This is a genomic window from Rhodococcus sp. 06-1474-1B (assembly GCF_002258885.1).
In the GTDB taxonomy this organism is placed as follows: domain Bacteria; phylum Actinomycetota; class Actinomycetes; order Mycobacteriales; family Mycobacteriaceae; genus Rhodococcoides; species Rhodococcoides fascians.
On record NZ_NOYR01000034.1, the window covers coordinates 1 to 17536 of the forward strand.

General features: G+C 64.1%; 16 protein-coding genes. 8 read left to right on the forward strand and 8 right to left on the reverse strand.

What is annotated here, in order from left to right:
• The 6 genes from dnaB to rpsF all read right to left on the reverse strand — a co-directional run.
• Positions 1-1182, reverse strand: a 1182-nt coding sequence (gene dnaB / locus CH266_RS21720) for a replicative DNA helicase (protein ID WP_094654292.1), incomplete at its 3' end; no start/stop codon positions are given.
• Between the two features lie 523 nt (positions 1183-1705).
• The gene (locus CH266_RS21725) at positions 1706-3985 is read right to left on the reverse strand and encodes a SulP family inorganic anion transporter (protein ID WP_032382642.1); all 2280 of its coding nucleotides are present in this window, start codon (positions 3983-3985) and stop codon (positions 1706-1708) included.
• A 228-nt stretch (positions 3986-4213) separates the two neighbouring features.
• Positions 4214-4669 (reverse strand): 50S ribosomal protein L9, encoded by a 456-nt coding sequence (rplI, locus tag CH266_RS21730; protein WP_027495081.1) that lies wholly within the window; start codon positions 4667-4669, stop codon positions 4214-4216.
• A 15-nt stretch (positions 4670-4684) separates the two neighbouring features.
• Positions 4685-4927: a 30S ribosomal protein S18 gene (gene rpsR, locus CH266_RS21735; protein WP_027495080.1), complete on the reverse strand. Its 243-nt coding sequence runs from the start codon at positions 4925-4927 to the stop codon at positions 4685-4687.
• Between the two features lie 42 nt (positions 4928-4969).
• On the reverse strand, positions 4970-5515 hold the full coding sequence (locus CH266_RS21740; RefSeq protein WP_027495079.1) for a single-stranded DNA-binding protein: 546 nt from the start codon (positions 5513-5515) through the stop codon (positions 4970-4972).
• A 57-nt stretch (positions 5516-5572) separates the two neighbouring features.
• Entirely contained in the window at positions 5573-5860 is a 288-nt protein-coding gene (rpsF, locus tag CH266_RS21745) for a 30S ribosomal protein S6 (RefSeq protein ID WP_008711385.1), read from the reverse strand.
• 161 nt (positions 5861-6021) lie between these two features.
• Here rpsF and CH266_RS21750 point away from each other — a divergent pair, with 161 nt between their 5' ends.
• The 3 genes from CH266_RS21750 (at position 6022) to CH266_RS21760 (ending at position 8672) form a co-directional block, all read left to right on the forward strand.
• The gene (locus tag CH266_RS21750; RefSeq protein ID WP_032382643.1) at positions 6022-7425 is read left to right on the forward strand and encodes a glycosyltransferase family 87 protein; all 1404 of its coding nucleotides are present in this window, start codon (positions 6022-6024) and stop codon (positions 7423-7425) included.
• A gap of 52 nt (positions 7426-7477) precedes the next feature.
• Entirely contained in the window at positions 7478-8176 is a 699-nt protein-coding gene (locus CH266_RS21755) for a response regulator transcription factor (RefSeq protein ID WP_094716198.1), read from the forward strand.
• A gap of 151 nt (positions 8177-8327) precedes the next feature.
• Positions 8328-8672: a response regulator transcription factor gene (locus CH266_RS21760; protein ID WP_032382644.1), complete on the forward strand. Its 345-nt coding sequence runs from the start codon at positions 8328-8330 to the stop codon at positions 8670-8672.
• Positions 8673-8704: 32 nt separating this feature from the next.
• Here CH266_RS21760 and CH266_RS21765 read toward each other — a convergent pair whose 3' ends face one another.
• Together CH266_RS21765 and CH266_RS21770 are read right to left on the reverse strand one after the other, a co-directional pair.
• Positions 8705-9802 carry a DUF475 domain-containing protein gene (locus tag CH266_RS21765; RefSeq protein WP_032373439.1) on the reverse strand — a complete coding sequence of 366 codons (1098 nt, stop codon included), beginning with the start codon at positions 9800-9802 and terminating at the stop codon, positions 8705-8707.
• A gap of 125 nt (positions 9803-9927) precedes the next feature.
• Positions 9928-10503 carry a TerD family protein gene (locus CH266_RS21770; protein WP_027495074.1) on the reverse strand — a complete coding sequence of 192 codons (576 nt, stop codon included), beginning with the start codon at positions 10501-10503 and terminating at the stop codon, positions 9928-9930.
• A 220-nt stretch (positions 10504-10723) separates the two neighbouring features.
• Here CH266_RS21770 and CH266_RS21775 point away from each other — a divergent pair, with 220 nt between their 5' ends.
• The 5 genes from CH266_RS21775 to CH266_RS21795 are packed head-to-tail and all read left to right on the forward strand — an operon-like array spanning position 10724 to position 17536.
• The gene (locus CH266_RS21775; RefSeq protein ID WP_032382655.1) at positions 10724-11803 is read left to right on the forward strand and encodes a hypothetical protein; all 1080 of its coding nucleotides are present in this window, start codon (positions 10724-10726) and stop codon (positions 11801-11803) included.
• A 29-nt stretch (positions 11804-11832) separates the two neighbouring features.
• Positions 11833-12981, forward strand: a complete 1149-nt coding sequence (locus CH266_RS21780) for an HpcH/HpaI aldolase/citrate lyase family protein (protein WP_032367983.1) — start codon at positions 11833-11835, stop codon at positions 12979-12981.
• Complete coding sequence (locus tag CH266_RS21785; RefSeq protein WP_094716199.1) at positions 12978-15311, forward strand: phosphoribosyltransferase; 2334 nt, start codon at positions 12978-12980, stop codon at positions 15309-15311. The genes CH266_RS21780 and CH266_RS21785 overlap by 4 nt, the downstream gene beginning before the upstream one ends.
• Positions 15308-16111, forward strand: coding sequence for a hypothetical protein (locus CH266_RS21790; protein WP_057474576.1), 804 nt, complete (start codon positions 15308-15310; stop codon positions 16109-16111). The genes CH266_RS21785 and CH266_RS21790 overlap by 4 nt, the downstream gene beginning before the upstream one ends.
• A 39-nt stretch (positions 16112-16150) precedes the next feature.
• Positions 16151-17536, forward strand: coding sequence for a PPE domain-containing protein (locus CH266_RS21795; RefSeq protein ID WP_094716200.1), 1386 nt, complete (start codon positions 16151-16153; stop codon positions 17534-17536).

Consider the following 17536-nt stretch of genomic DNA (forward strand, 5'->3'; position numbering starts at 1 on the left):
CTTTTTGTCGGTTCGCTGCTCGGGACCACGGTTGAGCTGGCAGACCGCGACCACCGGGCATTCGAGTTCCTTGGCCAACAGCTTGAGCTGACGGGAGAAGTCCGAGACCTCCTGCTGACGCGACTCGACCTTCTTGCCGGACGACATCAGCTGAAGGTAGTCCACCACAATGAGTTTCAGGCCGTTGCGCTGCTTCAGGCGTCGCGCCTTGGCTCGAATTTCCATCATCGTCAGGTTGGGCGAATCGTCGACGAAAAGCGGTGCTTCGCTGATCTCGCTCATGCGACGGGCCAGCTTGGTCCAGTCGTCGTCGGTCATCTTTCCGGAACGCATGTCACCGAGCTTGATCTTCGCTTCCGCGGACAGCAGACGCATGACGATCTCGGTGCGACTCATCTCCAGAGAGAAGATGACACTGGGCATGCCGTGCTTGATGGAGCACGAACGCATGAAATCCATACTTAGGGTCGACTTACCCACGCCAGGCCTCGCCGCGACGATAATCATCTGACCAGGGTGAAGGCCGTTCGTGATCTCGTCGAGTTCGGCGAATCCCGTCGGCACGCCGAGGGAGATGCCGCCGCGGCTGGCGATGGAGTCGATTTCGTCCATCGTGGGCTGCAGCAGCTCTTCGAGGGGGAGGAAGTCCTCGGAGGTGCGTCGCTCGGTGACCTCGTACACCTCTGCCTGTGCGCGGTCGACGACCTCGGCGACGTCCTGACCGTCGGCTCCGGCGTAACCGAACTGCACGATGCGGGTACCGGCTTGCACGAGCCGCCGGAGAATGGACTTCTCCGCCACGATCTCGGCGTAGTACCCGGCGTTGGCGGCGGTGGGCGTCGTCTGAGTCAGCGTGATCAGGTACGGCGGGCCGCCGATGCGCTTGAGCTCGCCGCGGCGATCCAGCTCGGCCGAGACGGTCACCGGGTCGGCAGGCTCACCGCGGCTGTAGAGGTCGAGAATGGCGTCGTAGACGTTCTGGTGTGCCGGCCGGTAGAAGTCGCCCGGACGGAGCACCTCGAGCACGTCGGCGATGGCATCCTTGCTCAGCAGCATGCCACCCAACACGGACTGTTCGGCGGCCATGTCCTGTGGCGGCTGTCGCCCGAAGTCTTCGCCCGGACCTTCGCTGGAGGAGGAGCCGGAGTAGTCGGACTGTCCTCGATCGTCCACAACTGCCACGCGAACCGGCCGTCCTCTCCCCATAGTCCGAGCACGGCCGGGTAACACCCGGACGTGCGGTCAAGCAAGTTCTACCCCCGGGCACCGACAGGTCCTGTTCGGTACCGGATCCGCGCTGCCCCGGCACCGTTCGACGGCATCGAGAGAGACGCTGGAGGGACGTTAAGCGGTATCGCCAGGAGTCACAACACAGGCTGTGGATGGATCTGTGGATGAAATGTGGACGAGGTTGAACAACGGTGTTGACCGTCTGGGGATAACCTGGGTATAACTTTTGGACTTTGAACCATTCCCGCACGTCAAGGCGTGTACATAAAGTTTCTTGCCTGTGCATCGTTCTGGGGGCGGCGTGTCGGCCGAATTGACAACTCGGGCGTGTTGAGTAAATGCCGAGTGAACTCCATGGTGAAGTACGTCACACCGGCTGGAAATTGGCACCGAAAAAGTCTTAATGCTGGTTTTCGAGCCGACGGGCCCGATCCCCGTCGGGAATCGGGCCCTCGTACTTCGCTCGAACAGACCGTCAGAGATCGGCCTTCTGCGGGCACAGCGCCGGGTCGAGAACAGTGATCTCCTTCGTACCGATCTGCAGCACCCGGGCCGACGGGATGTCGAAGAAGAGACCGGTGATCCGCAGACGACCCTCCGCGTTCGCGCGTCCCACCACCCGGTGACGGGTCAACGTCTGCAGCTGCACCGCCACATTGACCATCGCGAGCTGGTCGGCCTCGCCGAAGCCCAACTCCGCCGCTTGACGGCCCACCGCGTGCCCACTGCGGAACGCCTCCAGGCTGGCTCTTCCGTGCCCGAGCCACTCGGCCACCGACGGGTCGGCGGCGTTCTCCGCCCCGCCGAGAATGGCCTTCATGGCACCACAACCGGAATGGCCACACACCACAACCGACGACGTACCCACTTCGTCGACGCCGAAGGCAAGAGCTGCCTCCACCGAACAGTCCTGACCTTGGGTGGGGATCATGTTGCCGACGTTGCGCACGGTGAACAGGTCACCGGGGCCGCTGCTGGTGATCGTGTTCGGCATGACGCGTGAGTCGACGCAGCAGAGGAACAGCGTGTCCGGGTCCTGAGACTCGGTCAGTCCTTCCAGGTGCGGACGAATGTTGGGGGCATGAGTGCGGTGGTATTCGGCCACTCCGCTCAACACCGGACGCAGAGCGGCAGGCGAATCCTCCTGCGTGTCGTCGCTCTTGAGCTGCCACGCCCGCCACGGTGCCAACGAGCTGCGCACCGTGGCAGATCCGCGCCGCGGTGGCCCTTCGGTGGCCGCAGCCATCGACGCCGTGCCCACCTCCTCGACGCGCACGGAACCACCGGTCGCCTCGTGTTGGCGGACCCACTCGTTCAACGCGTCGTGCACAGCATGGTCGAGGAAGTCGACTCCGAGATGGACGGTGACAGACGTGCCTGCGGGCACCGTGGCCAACACACGAGTCAGTCGCGGCAGCGCGAGGAAGCTCAGCGAGCCCTCCATCGTCACCCGCCAGGTTCCGTCGACCGTTTCCTCGGCCCGAATCTTCGCCAGCACCACGCGTCGCAGAACCAGGATGATCGAGAGCGCCAGGCCGATCAGCACTCCCTCGAGCAGGTTGAGCGCCACGACACCCAGCACCGTGACTGCGTAGACAGCGATGTCACCGGTCTTGTTGGCGATCTTGATGTCGGCCAGTTTGATGAGCTGCACACCGATCATCACGAGCAACCCGGCGAGCGCCGCGAACGGCACGAGCTCGACGATCGAAATGAACAGCACCGAGAAGATCAGGATCCACACGCCGTGCAGAATCGCCGACGCACGAGACTTGGCACCGACCTTGACGTTGGTCGCGCTACGCACGATGACGCCGGTGATCGGCAGGCCACCGATGGCACCGGAGGCCATGTTGCCCGCACCCTGCGCCATCAATTCGCGGTCGAAGTTGGTGCGCTCACCGCTGTGCATCTTGTCGACGGCCACAGCGGACAGCAGGCTCTCGACGCTGGCGATCAGCGCGATGGTGATGACACCGGTGGCGAATGCGCCCCACTGACCGTCGGGCATGATCGGGAAGCTCAGAGACTCGATGAGGTTGCCCGGCAACTCGATTCGCTCGACGTCGAGCGAGAAAAAGATCGAGACCGCGGTTGCAGTGACCACTGCAACCAGTGCCGCAGGCACTTTGGAAACCTTGGCCATCACACTGGACACGCCAGCCAGTCGCGGCCACGAGAACATCAGCACGACGACGATGCCGCCGACGACGATGGACGGCCATTGGCCGTCGGCCACGGAACGCGGAATGGCGAGGAGGTTCTGCACCGCGGAGCTTTCGGATTCTCCACCGAGCAGCACGTGAATCTGTTGCAGCGCAATGGTTATACCGATGCCGGCGAGCATCGCGTGAACGACCACCGGCGAAATGGCAAGTGCACTACGAGCAATGCGGCTCATGCCCAGAAGAACCTGGACGAGGCCGGCCAACACCGTGATGGCACATGTTGTGGCCCAACCGAATTGATTGACCAACTCGGCGACCACCACAGTCAGACCCGCAGCCGGACCACTGACCTGCAACGGCGATCCGCCGAGAATACCGGCGAGAATGCCGCCGACCACAGCGGCGATGAGGCCGGCCATGATGGGAGCGCCGGAGGCGACAGCGATACCGATCGAAAGTGGCACTGCCACAAGGAAAACGACCAGCGAGGCCGGTAGGTCGTACTTGATTATCGACCCGACCCGAGACGGCGGCTCGGATCGGGTCTTCGGACTGGGTTCTGAATCGTGCTCTGCTGTCGTTGTCACGGCAGTTCCTCCGGGCGTCTAGGCGTCAGGTCGGTCGATCGTGTTCCGGCTTGGAATGTCGCCCCCAAGTAAAGGGTACGCAAACCTCGGCCGAAGGTGGCACCGAGAGAGATCCTTCACAATTTGGAAACCGTTGTGACAGTTGAATTTTGTGAGATGGCACGAAAAAACCCCACGAACCGAAGTTCGTGGGGTTTCTTGCAGCCGTTTCGGGCCGAAAGCTGAAAATCAGCTTCCGACGACCTCCAGCTTGAACTTGGCGGTCACGTCGGGATGCAGGTTCACGACGATGTCGTGCTTGCCCGTGCTCTTGACGTGAGCCTTCGGCAGATCGATGCTGCGCTTGTCGACGACCGGTCCACCGGCAGCCTTGAGTGCAGAAGCGACGTCCGACGCGGTGACCGAGCCGAACAGCTTGCCCGAGTCGCCGGCAGTCTTGACAGACAGCGTGACGGACTCGAGGCCCTCGATGGCCTGCTTCAGCTCGTTGGCGTGCTCGAGGCCGCGAACGGCCCGAGCTTCCTGAGCGCGGCGAATGCCGTCGACCTGCTTCTGAGCTCCACGGGTGGCCTGGATGGCCAATCCGCGGGGCAGCAGGAAGTTACGGCCGTAGCCGTCCTTGACCTCTACGGTGTCGCCAGGCGCACCGAGGTTGTCCACATCAGCGGTGAGGATCAGTTTCATACCAATCGCCCCTTTCTATCGAGCCGTCGCGGCGTAAGGCAGCAGTGCTACCTCACGCGAGTTCTTCACGGCAACGGCCACGTCACGCTGATGCTGGACGCAGTTGCCGGTGACACGGCGAGCACGGATCTTTCCGCGATCGCTGACGTACTTACGCAGCAACGTCGTGTCCTTGTAATCGATCGCCGTGTTCTTTTCCTTGCAGAAGGAACACGCCTTCTTCTTGAGCACCTTGTCGCGCAATGGCGGTTTGGGCATGGGTCTTTCTCCGTTACATCTGGTTGTTCTCGATCGAAGGATCTAGAACGGTGGCTCTTCGTCTCCGCCACGTCCGCCGAAGGAGCCCGACGCCGCCGGGGCACTGCCCCAGGGATCGTCTCCACCGGAACCGGAGTTGGACGAGGAGTTCGAGCGGCCGCCGCCCGATCCGCCGGAGGAACCCGAGCCGGAGTTGAAGCCGCCTCCGCCGCCACCTCCACCGCGATTGGCCTTGTTGACCTTTGCGGTGGCGTAGCGAAGTGAAGGTCCGATCTCGTCGACTTCGAGCTCGACGACTGTCCGCTTCTCACCCTCGCGCGTCTCGTACGAACGCTGCCGCAGCCGTCCGCTCACGATCACTCGTGAGCCTCGGGTCAGACTCTCGGCAACGTTCTCCGCTGCCTCGCGCCAGATGTTGCAGCGCATGAAGAGCGCGTCGCCGTCTTTCCATTCGTTCGTCTGACGATCGAATGTGCGCGGGGTGGATGCAACCGTGAAGTTGGCAACTGCCGCACCGGCGGGGGTGAATCGAAGTTCTGGATCAGCCGTCAAGTTTCCGATGACGGTGATGACGGTCTCGCCTGCCATGGTTCCTCTTTCAGTAGTAAGCGTTGTGAGTGCCAGCCTAGGGCCGGACACCGACAATTACTTGCCCTGTCGCAGGACCTTCGTACGCAACACGGACTCGTTGAGTCCGAGCTGACGATCCAGCTCGCTGACGGTGGCAGGCTCGGCGTTGAGGTTCACAACGGCGTAGATGCCCTCGGCATGCTTGAGGATCTCGTAAGCCAGACGACGCTTGCCCCATACATCGACCTTGTCGACGGTGCCGCCATCCTTGCGAACGACGTTGAGGAACGTATCGAGCGACGGAGCGACAGTGCGCTCGTCCAGATTGGGGTCGAGAATGACCATCAATTCGTAATGACGCATAAGACCTCATCACCTCCTGTGGACTAGTGAAAACGGCCACGGACTATCCGTGGCAGGAGGGTCGTTGCGTCAGCAACCCCTCGAAGATACACGAGAGGGCCCTGACCTGCTAATTCCCTCTGGGCGCACAGTCGGGCATTCGCTCGTCATACTCTTGCACCATGCGATCCGGGGTCCGCGCCAGTCCGACGACGGTTGTCGTGGTCGTCGCGATGGCAGCAATCGGGTTGATTCTGGGATATCTGAACAAGGCCCGCTGCGCCGTCGCACCGTTCGACGAGTCCGGACGCAGCACGGTGTTCGACGTCATCAAGGACTCGTCCGTCTGCTACTCCGACATCCAGTTCCTGTGGCTCGGTCGCGATATCGACAATCACATATTTCCCTACATCCACGGGGCCATCACGAGCGACGGAATCCTCACCGGAGGGACGGTCGAGTATCCGGTTCTGAGCGGTCTGCTGATGTGGCTCGGCGCGATCCCGGCCCACACCGACGCGCAGTTCCTGTTGACCTCGGCACTGATCCTTGCGCCGTTCGGGCTTCTCACCGCTTGGATGCTCGGGCGGATGGCCGGCTGGCCGGCGCTGCTGTGGTCCATCTCCCCACCCCTGGTGATGTATGCCTTCCACAACTGGGAGCTACCGGTCGTCGCCTCTGCGGTAGGTGCGATCTTCGTCATGACATTGCCGATTGCATTGCGGCGCAAGGCAATTGCGGCTTCGGTACTGCTGGCGATCGGCTTCTGCCTCAAGATCTATCCGGGCGCGTTCGTGCTCCCGCTCATTGCCTATGTCGTCACCGGCGGAACGAACGGTCGAGAAAAACCGGAGACCGTCCGTGGCCGCTACGACATACGCGGCGGCCTGCAGGTCGCCGGAGCCGCGATCGCCACCGTGGTCGCGGTCAACCTGCCGTTCGCCGTCATCGGTTACGAGGGCTGGCGCGCGTCCTTCACCTTCCAGTCGCTGCGCCAGGCGGACCTGACGACCAACTCCATCTGGTACTGGGGGCTGCGTCACCTCTACGTCAACGACCGCATGACGCCCGACGCGTACAACGACGCCGAAGCGTCGTTCCAGAAAGTCGTCGACGTGGCCTCGCCGCTCCTGGTGTTCGTCGCGTTCGCGATCGCGCTGTGGCTCGGCTTCCGGCGCGCGAACGTGATCGGCACCTATCCCTGGGTCGCCGTGAGCGGGTCGATGCTGTGCGGCTTCATGCTGCTGCACAAGGTGCACTCGCCTCAGTACACGCTGTGGCTGCTTCCCTTCCTCGTGTTGCTTCGGGTCCCCTGGGGAATCGTCGTCGCTTACTTGGTGGTCGATCTGTCGATGGGAATCGGCGTGTTCAAGTACTTCGCTGCGCTGGCCTCCGGCGTCGACGCCAACGACGAGGAATTCTTCGTACTCGTCGGAGTGTGGGGGCGAGCGCTGCTGCTGGTGGTGCTGTTCGTGATGTTCGCCCGCGCTCGCCTGCGGTTTGCCCAACCGGGCGAAACCGACTCGGAGTCGGTAACGTCGCCTCGTTCGTCGACGACATCTGTGACGGCATCACCGAGGCACTAGCGCTTCGGGAAACAGGGCGCTGGGGAAATAGCGCGCAGAGCGGGGCGGGAACATGGCACAGGTGTCGCAATCTCAGGGAAGTACCGAGGACGGCACTGCCGCGGTACGTCGGATCGGTTTGATCGAGGACCACGAATCCGTCGCGCTCGGCCTCAAGGCCATGCTGGCGGACGAACCCGATCTCGATCTCGTGATCATGGCCTCCACCGTGGACGAATTGCTCGCCCACCGAGAGCAGCTCGACCTGGTGGTACTCGATCTGCGCCTCGGCGACGGATCTTCTCCGCGCTCGAACGTGGAACAGCTACACGCCGCGGGATCACGAGTGCTGGTGTACACCGGTGCCGAGAACGCATTCCTGGTTCGGTCCGCTGCACGCGCGGGAGTGCTCGGCGTGGTGCGCAAGTCCGCGCCCGCATCGGCCATCGTGTCCGCGATCCGGCGAGCCGCGAGCGGCGGGCAGGTGGTCACCACGGACTGGGCCGCGGCGATCGACGGCGATCCACAACTGCCCGACGTCGGTCTGAGCCCACGTCAACGCGAGGTACTTGCCCTCTACGCGTCGGGCGAGAAGGCAGGACGCGTCGCCCGCCTGGCCGGACTGTCGGAACAGACCGTGAACGACTATCTCGTGCGTATCCGCAACAAATACGCCGAGGCCGGGCGTCCGACACCGACCAAAACCGATCTGTACAAACGCGCGGTCGAAGACGGGTGGCTCCCGATGCCCGAGCTCCCCTCGCAGGACTGATGACCGGTTGGAGCGCGACTCATGACGCATCGTCAGAGTTGACGGTTCAAATGCCCATAGAAATCAGGGCAGCGAGTCTGTGATCGACCTGTGAGAATGAGTTGGCTCAGGTTTAGACCGTCTCAACCTGCCTCGGCCCTCGGGAGAACTGATGTCCGCACTGCTCGATCCCATGCCCTCGGAACACAGCGACTCCATCTCTGCCGCACCGCTCGCTCGCGGTCTGATCAGCCTGGTGCCGCCCACTGAGCAGCTGGACACGTTCCCCACGCGGCCCGGCCTGACCGACCGTGAGATCGAGGTACTGCTCTGCTGGATTCGCCTCGACTCCAAGACCGAGGTCGCCAAGGCACTGTTCCTGTCACTGGGAACCGTCAACACCCACTTGACGCGCATCCGCGCGAAATACACCTCTGTCGGACGGTCCGCCCCGACCAAGGCCGCCCTGGTGGCCCGGGCCCTGCAGGACGGACTCGTCGACATCTCGGAGCTGTAAGTCTTCGAGCTGTTGCGGTTCGAGAGCGTAGGTCAGACGTGGACTTCGGTGTCCACGCCTTCGCTCTCGAGACGCTTGTTGCGTCGGATGCTGCTGATCAGTGCGGCACCGATGAAGAGGATTCCGACGAAGCCGGTGATCAGTTCGTTGATGTGAACGCCGATCGACACGAGCAGGATGAGGGCCAAGGCACCGATGGCCCAGTGCGCGCCGTGCTCGAGGTAGACGTAGTCCGACAACGTTCCCTTGCGAACGAGGAACACCGTGATCGAGCGAACGAACATGGCACCGATGAAGCCGAGGCCGAGCGCGATGATGATCGGGTCCGCGGTGATGGCGAAGGCTCCGATGACACCGTCGAACGAGAACGACGCGTCGAGGACCTCGAGGTAGAGGAACAGGAAGAAACCGGCCTTGCCGGTCGCCTTCGCCAGTTCGCTCGGGCCGCCGGAGGACTCTTCGCCCTCTTCCTCGATGTGGAACAGTTCGCCGAGACCGTTGACGGCAATGTACGTGATCATGCCGAGCACACCGGAGACCATGACGGTGGAAATCTTGTCGTCGTCGGCGAGGAATTCGGCGCTGAGCACGAGCAGCAGGCCCGCGACGACAACGGACAGCTGATCGAGGCGACCGATCCGGGCGAGAGGCTTCTCCAGCCAGCTCAGCCACGTGATCTCGCGATCCTCGAAGATGAAGCCGAGGAAGAGCATCAGCAGGAACATGCCGCCGAAGGCTGCGATCTGTGGATGTGCGTCGGTGAGGAGCGTTTCGTAACTGGGCGAACCGTCCGGGAAGGTCGCGGCACCGTCGGCGGGCGGGTTGAGTGCCAGGTCGATGGCGGCGACCGGACCGAGGCCCGACGCGGCCCAGACGATGACCAGCGGGAACAGCAACCGCATGCCGAACACGGCGATGACGATGCCGATGGTGAGGAAGATCTTCTGCCAGAACTCACTCATCCGTCGCAACACGGTGGCGTTGATGACGGCGTTGTCGAAGGACAGGGACACTTCGAGCACGCCGAGGATGAGGACGAGAATCATCGCCTCGAGTCCGCCGTATAAGAAGGCCACGATGACGGACACGATGGTGACCGCAATCGACCAGCCGAAGATTCTCATAACCACGTCAGTGGCCTTTCTGGCTAGGAGCAGAGCCCGCAGGCGCGACCAAGTTGGGGGACGAAACGGAAAAACCCCCGCCCATCATGAATGACGAGGCGGGGGTATCCCCAATCTTGGGAGTGCCTTTACTAGACGTTTACTCCGAAGTCCCGGGCGATGCCTGCGAGTCCGGACGCGTAGCCCTGGCCGACTGCGCGGAACTTCCACTCCGCGCCGTTGCGGTACAGCTCGCCGAAGACCATCGCGGTCTCGGTCGAGGCATCCTCGCTGAGGTCGTAGCGAGCGAGCTCGGAGTTGTCGGCCTGGTTGATGACGCGAATGAACGCGTTGCGCACCTGACCGAACGACTGCGAGCGAGCGTCCGCATCGTAGATCGACACGGGGAACGTGATGGTCTCGATCTCCGGCGGCACAGCGGCGAGATCGACCTTGATCTGCTCGTCGTCTCCGTCGCCTTCACCGGTCGTGTTGTCCCCGGTGTGCTCGATGGAGCCGTCGGGAGACTTCAAGTTGTTGAAGAACACGAAGTGCCCGTCGCTCAGGGCCTTCTTCGTCGAGTTCAATGCGATGGCGCTGGCATCGAGGTCGAAGTCGGTGCCCGTCGTCGTGCGGATGTCCCAACCGAGGCCGACCACGACCGCGGTCAGGTTCGGTGCTGCCTTGGTGAGCGAGACATTGCCACCCTTGCTGAGGCTGACGCCCATTGAGAGGTCCTTTCGCAATTGGTTTCCCGTTACGGGTACAACCGTAGTGGGAATGTCCGGTTTCTGGACGTACTCGACCAACGAGCGCGGTGATGCGGAGGTTCCCGTCGGTAGTATCGAACAGGTGACAAGTCGCTGGCCTGGGGTGTTTCGCCGAGGTTCCGAATCGGACGCCGCCGCGCGTCGTTCCCAGGACGCCGCTGTCGCCGCCTTTCTCGACATGGACAAGCGACAGTCCATCGCATCCGCCGGCGTCGAGGCATCCACCGCGCTGCGTCCGGAGGACGGACTCGCCCGCCGATGGTTCGATACCGAGAAGCTGTGTTTCGACGCGGGAGCGGCGTATCTCGCTGCCGTCGAACAGTTCGACGGAATCACCACTGCCGCCGCGAGGTCGGCATTCGACAACGCGACGCGACTGCTCCACGACGCCAGTGTCGCCGTCGATCGTTTCTACGAGGCTCATCGCAGCACTCTCGAGCACGCCTCGGCACAGTTCGCGGCCACCCCGCGCCTGGTGCAGGACGCACTGGCCGAGGCGGACGCTGCGCGGTCCACCGTCGACGAGCAGTACGCCACCTATCCATCACTGCGGCAGGCCTGGAACGAACTGGATGCCGCCACAACACAATTGAACGATGTTCGACGGGATCCGCTGCGTGCGCGAGAGCAGGCCACCGTCGTCCGGGACAGATCCACTGCGTTGCGCGAGGCGGTTCGCTCGGCTCCCGGACGCCAGCAGGAGGCCCGGACCGCACTGGTCTCGGTGCGGACCCGAATCGAAGCCGTACGAACGAGATCCGAGGGGATCGCGCCGGCCTTCTCGAGTTTGCTTCGCGAATTCAATGCCAAGAGTTCGGCAGATCTGTCGCACAACGAACGATCGAGTGTGCGCCACATCGAACAGGCCGACGAGGATCTGCGAGCGGCCCGTTCGGCGCTCGACACGGGCAACCCCGAGCAGGCCTTGGATCTCGTCGCCCAGGCCCGGTCGCACCTGACCGATGCCGAGCACCTGGTCGATGCCGTCACCGATCGTGTTCGCCTGCTGCGCGCAGTCAAAGCCGATCCGAGCGAGACCGAGAACAAGGTCCGGTTCAAACTTCGTGACGCTCAACAACTCGCGATCAATCGCGGTCTGGTTGCCGAATGGGGCTCGGTGCTGGATGCTCAGCTCGCCCGGATCGACAGGGCGAGCAACGCACTGACGGGTACCCATCCCGACTACTGGTCATATCTGCAGGATCTGGCTACCATTTCGGACTTCATCGCAGGCGTGATCGAACGCATGCGCAGCTAGCACCGACCGCATTCACACGAAGGATCATGGTGCAACACTTTCGCCATCTCGACGCCGACACCCGCGAACGCATGTTCTTCCTGCAGCCGGAGGACATCGCGGTCAGCGACGGAAACAACGTCGTAGCAACAGCACTCGGTGCAACGCTGTACATCCCCGCGACCCGTGCGGACCTGACCGCGACGGTGCACAAGCGCACCGACGAGGGCGTTCGATCGATCGTGATCGATCTCGAAGATGCAGTCGCAGATCATGATCTGCAGTACGCGGTGGAGAACACCATCCGAACTCTGAACGAACTCTCGGGTTCGAATGCACTGGTGTTCGTCCGAGCCCGCACGGCCCAACAGATTCGGACGGTCTGCGCCGGTCTCGCTCCTGGGGCCGCTGGACTTGCCGGTTTCGTCGTACCGAAGTTCACCTCGGCAACCGGAGCCGAGTACCTCGACGAGATTCTTGCCGCATCCACCGCGCACGACACCCGCTTGTTGGCGATGCCGGTTCTCGAGTCGGCCGAGGTGGTCCACCGCGAAACACGCGACACCGAACTCGTTGCCATCCGAGAACTACTGGGAAAATACCGAGACATCGTGCTGGCCGTCCGCATCGGAGCCACCGACATGTGCGGCACCTTCGGCATTCGCCGCGACCGTGACCTGACGATCTACGACGTCCGCGTCGTAGCCGACGTCATCAGCGCGATCGTCAATCACCTGGGCCGCAACGACGGATCGGGATTCGTCATCACCGGGCCGGTGTGGGAGTACTTCGCAGACCACGAACGCATGTTCCGGCCACTGCTGCGCCAGACGCCGTTCGTCGACCAGGAGGCCGTGCGCTTCCGGCAGCAACTGGTCAGCAGCGACTTGGACGCACTGCTGCGCGAGGTCGCCCTCGACCGCGCCAACGGTATCCAGGGCAAGACGGTCATCCATCCATCCCACGTTCCTGCCGTGCACGCATTGTCCGCAGTGACGCACGAGGAATACCACGACGCCCTCGACATTCTGGCCTCCGATCAGGGCGGCGCGCAGGCCTCCGGCTACCGGAACAAGATGAACGAGCTGGGACCACATCGCAATTGGGCGAAACAGACGATGGTTCGCGCCCGGGCATTCGGGGTCACCAACGAAGGGATCACGTTCGTGGACCTACTGACGGCGCTGGCTCAGCGATGACCGACAACCCGGCCGACGGCATCGCCCTGACCGACACCGGCTCCTCGTCGTCGTGGACGGCACGACAACTGGTGCGTCCCGGCCTACGCCGCAATCCCCGACGGGCACATCTGTTGGTGTCCACTGTGCTCGGCAAACACATACCCGTGGATCCGGACGTCGTCATCGGTGCCGGCGATGAATTGGCCGGCCTGGTCGCTGCGGCGGTCGGCGGCTCCGACGTCGATGTTCTTGGATTCGCCGAGACGGCAACGGGATTGGGTCACACGGTGGCAACCGCCCTCGATGCGCGCTGCTATGTGCACTCGACCCGCCGCACGGTCCCGGGCATGACGGTGCACGGAGAGTTCGAGGAAGGGCACTCGCACGCCACCGACCATCTGCTGATGCCGACCTCGGCGGACCTGCTCGGCGGCGAACTACCCCTCGTTCTCGTCGACGACGAGATCTCGACCGGAGCCACCGCACTCGATGCGCTCCGCCAGATCCATTCCACGGCTGCGCGTTCCCACTACGTCATCGCATCCCTGGTGGACATGCGTACCGCCGAGCATCTCGACGCGACCGCAGCAACGGCCGCCGAACTGGGCGTCGTGATCGACAACGTCAGCCTCGCTCAGGGATCGGTCGAGCTGGCACCCGGGCTCGTGGAGACGGTACTGGACCTTCCCGATCCGACGTTCAATCCGATTGCTGTACAACCTGGTTCGGTACACCGCATCGACGCGCACTGGCCCGCAGCTCTACCCGACGGCGGCCGCCACGGCTTCCTCAGGTCTGATGCAGCCGGGTTCGACGACGCGATCGAAGCAGTCGCGGCCACCGTCGACGCGTCGCTCCCCGACTCGGGTGCCGTCGTGGTCGTCGGCCACGAGGAGCTGATGTACCTGCCGTTACGCCTGGCGGCAGCGCTGCAACGACGCGGACACAGCGCACTGTTCCAGACGACCACCCGCTCGCCCGCCTACGTACTCGACGTGGCGGGCTACCCACTGCGCCGGGGCTTCGAATTCGCAGCACCCGAGGACGAATCCTCTCTGCGCTACCTCTACAACGCCGACGCGCCGGCCGACTCGACCCTGGTGTTCGTCGCCGATGCCCCCGCAGATACCGACGCACTCACCGCCGCGGCGGGGACACTCGCGGCGGCGGGCACCGACGTGCTGGTCGTGGTCGTCACCGGTGCCGATCCGCAGGCGCTCGAGATCGCCAGACGTGCCCGTCCGCTGCGTGGGCCCGAGTTCGGCTCGTACGCGCCGGACGAGGTGACCTGGCTACTCAAAGACCTGTCGGGGATCTCGCTGGAAGCGGCAACGGCGGAGCGCGAGAGGGCGATTCAGGCCGGCACGGCGCACTATGCCGAATCGCTGCCGGTCGAATTCCAACCCGATCTCGCGTATCGCGAACTGTTCGAGAAGGTACTGCACGAGAGTGCGGCGCGGCTCGCGGTCGCCGTCGGAACCGTCACCGAGGTGGTGCTCGCCGAGCGCGGACACGACATCGTGCTCGCATCACTGGCGCGGGCCGGTACTCCGGTGGGAATTCTGATGCGGCGCTGGGCTTTCGCCGCCCACGGCATCGAGATACCGCATTACGCCGTCTCGATCGTGCGTGATCGGGGTATCGACAGCGTCGCTCTGCGCTACCTCGCCGAGCACCACGATTCACGCTCGGTGGTGTTCGTGGACGGCTGGACCGGCAAAGGTGCCATTGCACGCGAACTCACAGCGGCACTAAGCGACTTCCCTGGGGCGGACTTCGACGACGATCTGGCCGTGCTCGCCGATCCCGGACACTGCGCTCGCACCTACGGGACCCGAGACGACTTCCTCATCGCCTCGGCCTGCCTGAATTCGACCGTCTCGGGCCTCGTTTCGCGAACAGTGCTCAACGACAGCCTGATTCGTCCCGGAGACTTCCACGGCGCGAAGTACTATGCGGATCTCGCACCCGACGACGTGTCGCGGCATCTACTCGACGCGGTGACGGCTCGATTCGACGACGTGCGTGACGAGGTCGCGGAGACGGTGTCGTCGGTGCTCGCGTCCGACAGGACTCCCACCTGGTCGGGATGGGCATCGGTGGAGAAGGTCCGCCAGGAGTACGGCATCTCGCACGTCAACTTCGTCAAGCCCGGTGTCGGCGAGACCACGCGGGTGCTGCTACGCCGAGTACCGTGGCGCGTGTTGGTGCGCGACGCGAATGCTCCGGAGCACCAACATATTCGGATGCTCGCCGAAGCCAGGGGAGTACCGGTCGACGTGGTACCCGACCTCGCCTACTCGTGCATGGGTCTGATCAAGAACGTCTCCACCGAGGATGCCTCGTGAGCGCCCTCGTCGCCGTCGACCTCGATCGCACGATGATCTTCTCCGAAGGCGCGCTCGGTGTGCCCCTGGACGAGACGTTCGAGTGCGTGGAGGTGTACGAGGGCAAACCGTTGTCGTACATGAGCACTCGGTCGATGTCGCTGCTCCGCGGGTTGAGCGAGAGCGTCCCCGTGGTTCCGACGACGACGCGGACCATCGAACAGTTCCAGCGCATCGACTTGCCGGGTGCCCCGTGGCGGTACGCCATCACCAGCAACGGTGGCAACATTCTCGTCGACGGTGAGCCGGATACGGCCTGGCGCAAGGGCTTCGATCTGGACCTGGCCGGCATCGGCGCAGAGTTGAGATCGAGGGTCTCCGAAGACTGGGTGCTCAAATACCGCGAGGCCGACGGCCTGTTCTGCTACCTCGTCGTCGACGTCACCGCCGTCCCGCCGGACTTCGTCTCGGACTGGTCGCAGTGGTGCGCGGCACGCGACTGGAACGTCTCCCAGCAGGGTCGCAAGATCTACACGATGCCCAACGCGGTGTGCAAGAGCTCCGCCGTGGCCGAGGTCCGTGCCAGGCTGGTTCAGGACGGTTCCCTGGATGCCGAGGCCGGCGTGTTCGCTGCCGGTGACGGCGCACTCGACGCCGAGATGCTCATGGCCGCCGACGAGGCAGTTAGGCCGCGGCACGGCGAGCTCGAACTGCTGGGGTTCACCCGCCCCGGGTTGACCGTCACCGATTCCTCCGGCGTACGGGCCAGCGAGGAAATTCTCGAGTGGCTGCGGAACCGAACCACTGCGCACCGCGTCTAACAGTTCGTCGGGGGGACAGGCGCGTGGCAAGGGGTGGGCATGGCGAATCCGTACGAGGAACTCGAAGCGACGATCGACGGGATAGTCACCAACATATTCGTGACCCCGGTGGGGCCCGAGCTCGTCGGCACCATGCTCGGGGAGGCGTTCGAGAAAGCGAACGGGGCATTCGACTACCGCGGTGACTACGAACCCAACGAAGTGACGATCACCGAACCGTTCGAGGTGATGTCACACGAGGACATCGCGGGCATGGTCGGGTCGTTGGCCATCGGTCCCATTGCGACTTCGTCGAAGAACTGGAACGACCTCTCGGCCGCCGCCGGCTCCGGATCCGACGGCTTCCGAACGGGAATCGAGGCGGCCATGGCGTCGGGCTGGTCCGGGCCGATGTCCGACGCCGTGCGCGGCGGCGTAGGCGATTACGTCTCGTCGGCGTCCGCGCTGGCCACGTCGATGAGCCTGATTGGGAACAAGCTGCTCGAAGCACACGCGGGATTCGAGCAGACCAAGTCGAGAATGCCGCCGGTGGTCGCGTCCGAGGCCAGCACCCTGATCGGTTCCCTGCTCCCCGTTCCGTTCGCTACCAAAACGGCGACGGCAGTGCAGGAGGAGCAGCAGAACGAAGCGCGTCGGATCATGCGATCGGTGTACGTACCGGGCGTGGTGCTGTCCGACACCAACGTTCCGGTATTGCCAACGGCGCACAATCCCGTCGACGGCGGAGGCGGTGGTTCCACCGGCGGCTGGGCAGGCGGTTTCCCGGCAGGCAGTTTCCCGGCCGCCAGTGGGAGCGGCGGTGCGACGTCCGGTGGGGGCGCAGGCTCGGCAGGAACCCCCGATCCCGCAGCGCAGGCGGCCGCGCAGCAGACCGATGCCGGCACCGCGACGCCTGGACAATCGGGCCCCGGGCAACCGGGTTCGAGTCCATCCGGACCGCTGCCGCCTGCAGATCGGTCCGGGGAGACCCGGGCCGCCGCAGCCGGTGGCCCCGGAAATGCTCCCGGGGGACTCGGAAGCAACGTGGGAGGCGGCGGTTCCTCGGGGACAGGATCCCCGGGTGCCGGCTACGGCGGCTCAGGCTACGGCGGCTCAGGCTACGGCGGCTCGGGCTACGGCGGCTCGGGCTACAACGGATCCGCCGGCGGTGTGGGTTCCGGTACAGGTTACGGCGGCTCTGTTCTCGGGTCTCCGATCGGTTCCGGCGGTTCCAGCGGCGGCCCGGGCGGCACGAGTGCGGCGGCGGCCGGTCGAGCAGGGGCTCACGGTATGCCCGGAGTGGGCGGTATGGGCGCGGCGGGAGGTCGTGGCACCGGCGACAACGACGGCGAACACACCACTCCCGGCTACTTGATCGACGTGGGCAACGGCAGCGAACTGATCGGTGACCTGCCACTCGTCGCACCCCCGGTGCTCGGCGGCTGA

Coding starts and splice junctions, on each gene's coding strand:
- rplI (WP_027495081.1), bottom strand. CDS start 4,669: ATGAAACTGATCCTCACCGCTGATGTGGACAACCTCGGTGCGCCTGGC.
- rpsR (WP_027495080.1), bottom strand. CDS start 4,927: ATGCCCAAACCGCCATTGCGCGACAAGGTGCTCAAGAAGAAGGCGTGT.
- CH266_RS21740 (WP_027495079.1), bottom strand. CDS start 5,515: ATGGCAGGCGAGACCGTCATCACCGTCATCGGAAACTTGACGGCTGAT.
- rpsF (WP_008711385.1), bottom strand. CDS start 5,860: ATGCGTCATTACGAATTGATGGTCATTCTCGACCCCAATCTGGACGAG.
- CH266_RS21750 (WP_032382643.1), top strand. CDS start 6,022: ATGCGATCCGGGGTCCGCGCCAGTCCGACGACGGTTGTCGTGGTCGTC.
- CH266_RS21755 (WP_094716198.1), top strand. CDS start 7,478: ATGGCACAGGTGTCGCAATCTCAGGGAAGTACCGAGGACGGCACTGCC.
- CH266_RS21760 (WP_032382644.1), top strand. CDS start 8,328: ATGTCCGCACTGCTCGATCCCATGCCCTCGGAACACAGCGACTCCATC.
- CH266_RS21770 (WP_027495074.1), bottom strand. CDS start 10,503: ATGGGCGTCAGCCTCAGCAAGGGTGGCAATGTCTCGCTCACCAAGGCA.
- CH266_RS21775 (WP_032382655.1), top strand. CDS start 10,724: ATGGACAAGCGACAGTCCATCGCATCCGCCGGCGTCGAGGCATCCACC.
- CH266_RS21785 (WP_094716199.1), top strand. CDS start 12,978: ATGACCGACAACCCGGCCGACGGCATCGCCCTGACCGACACCGGCTCC.
- CH266_RS21795 (WP_094716200.1), top strand. CDS start 16,151: ATGGCGAATCCGTACGAGGAACTCGAAGCGACGATCGACGGGATAGTC.